This is a genomic window from Synechococcus sp. WC101 (assembly GCF_047461555.1).
In the GTDB taxonomy this organism is placed as follows: domain Bacteria; phylum Cyanobacteriota; class Cyanobacteriia; order Thermostichales; family Thermostichaceae; genus Thermostichus.
In genome coordinates this window covers 1-1,930 of sequence record NZ_JANSHG010000264.1, presented here as the reverse complement: position 1 = coordinate 1,930, position 1,930 = coordinate 1, and the positions used below count along the sequence as shown (strand labels likewise).

The 1,930-nt window shown below is 60.9% G+C and carries 1 protein-coding gene and 1 pseudogene; both read left to right on the top strand.

Annotated elements, in window-relative coordinates:
- A pseudogene (locus NW809_RS12255) lies at positions 1–213 on the top strand (ribosome small subunit-dependent GTPase A); the annotation flags it as partial.
- Positions 214–347: 134 nt separating this feature from the next.
- Positions 348–1,868: a hypothetical protein gene (locus tag NW809_RS12250; RefSeq protein WP_414402266.1), complete on the top strand. Its 1,521-nt coding sequence runs from the start codon at positions 348–350 to the stop codon at positions 1,866–1,868.
- Positions 1,869–1,930 lie beyond the last annotated feature (62 nt).

Below are 1,930 nucleotides of genomic sequence, written 5' to 3'. Positions count from 1 at the left end.
GATCGGGAGCCGGGCTGTGGGCTGCGGGAGCTGGACTGGGAGCGGCGGGGGTTTTACCTACAGCTTTTACATGAACTCCAGGAAGCGCAAGCGGCAAACTCTGCCCCAGCTTGCCCAGGTCTCAAGCGAAGGGGGGAGGGGCACCACCTGACCTGCCGTAAGCAGAGCCATCGCATCCTGACCGATTCCGACCTAGACTGGCAAGAGGATTGAGGCGGATAGAGCCTTTGGCCCTGGTTGATTGCCTTCGCCGCTTCCTTACATGATGATGGTAGGACCTCTTGACCATGCTCCTCCAGAAACGGCCTTTTAACCCCAAGGCCTAAAACTCCCACTGAGCAGCTCCTATGGTTCTCTCGGATCCCCTTCACCTTATCGTCCAAGAGGTGCAGCAGGGCGAGTACGCAGACCGGGTAAAAAAGCTGGTTTACTTCACCTGCACCCGCACTTGGACAAACGACGCTGTCAAGCTGAGCGGGGAGGAGCTAAAGGCTCTGCTGGAGCAGCTCTACCGCGAGCATGCGACCCTGGAGGACCTAGTCCGGCGTTTTCGCGACGCCATCAGCCAAATCAACAAGAAGGCTGAATACGCCCGCGTCGCCAAACTGCTGCTGAGCAAGCTCGAGCTCCTCTATCACCAATCTCAATCGGATCCCGGCAGCCCTCTGACTGCTTCATCTGGGGATCTGCCGGCTTGGGTGGCGCCTGCGCCCAGCTTACCTGTGAGATACGGCGGCCTACAACTGCACAAGCAAGACTACGACCCGTTCGAGTTGCGGGCGGGGGTGATGCAGCAGACAAGTCCCTTGCGGGCCAAGCTGGTTTTGTTCACGGCTTTGCACCACAGGCTAGAGCCCACGGTGCAAGGGTTGGCGGCCCTACGGCGCTACAGTCTCGACGAGCTGCTCAGAGCCCTTTACGACGCCTGCAACTCCCCGCAGGAGCTGGAAGCGCGGCTGCAACAGGCGGTGCAGCAGCTCCAGGAGCCGGAGCAGGATAGCCAAGCAGCTAACGCCGTGCTGCAGATGCTGCAGCCTCTCTACGTTTACGTGTCCCAAGAAACAATGGCCGGTGGGGGGCTAGCTGCCGAGACTCTCGCCGCCGATCTCGATTGGCTCAATGGGGAAAATGCCGTCGGCACTGGCGGGACGGAGTCCAGCCGCATCACTTGGCTGGAGTCCGAAAGCCCGAACGAGGGGGAAGCGACAGCCGAGCCCCCTGCTTTTTCTGCTCCTGCCGTTCTGGCGTCAGAGCTTCCAGAACCCTGCCGCCAACTGCTGCACCGTAGCGCCGGATCCCTGATGGCCACCATCGAGAACACCCTGAGCGAGTTGGGCAACGCCCTGGACGAAGGGCTGCAGGACGAGGATCCGGACCAATACCTGAGCCTCAAACACCAGGTGCTGCGTGGCCTTCTGAAAGACGTAGAGGGATCCGCTGCCCTGTTCAGAGGGATCCTGAGTAGGCTGGAGCAGTCGGAGTGGGGTTTGCTGCGGCCCGCCGGCAATGCGGGACAGCCAGGAGAGACGGCCGAGATGCCGCTTCAGGTGGGGGATCCCTATGCCGCTCTGCGGGAGGTGCTGGCCACCAGCGAGCTGGCCCGCCAAAAGCCCCAGTTGGAGCAGGAAGTGATGCGCTTGGTGCGGCGCAGCATTGGCGCGATCAAAACCGCCATTGAAAATGCCCTGAGCGAGCTGGGCCAGGCCTTGGACGAACAGTTCCAGAGCCGTCCCCTAGAAGAAGCCTTAGTTCTCAAGTACCAGACGTTGCGCGCCTTTTTGCAGGAAGTCGAGGAGATCTCCACCAAGTTCGCCGCTTTCTTGGCCCGCATGGAGGAGGCAGAGCGCCGTCTATTTGGCCTGGTTTGAAAACCAAGCCCGCCATTCTGGGATCCCGTCAACTCGCCTGAAGTCAGAGAGAGCTGTAGCTG

Coding starts and splice junctions, on each gene's coding strand:
- NW809_RS12250 (WP_414402266.1), top strand. CDS start 348: ATGGTTCTCTCGGATCCCCTTCACCTTATCGTCCAAGAGGTGCAGCAG.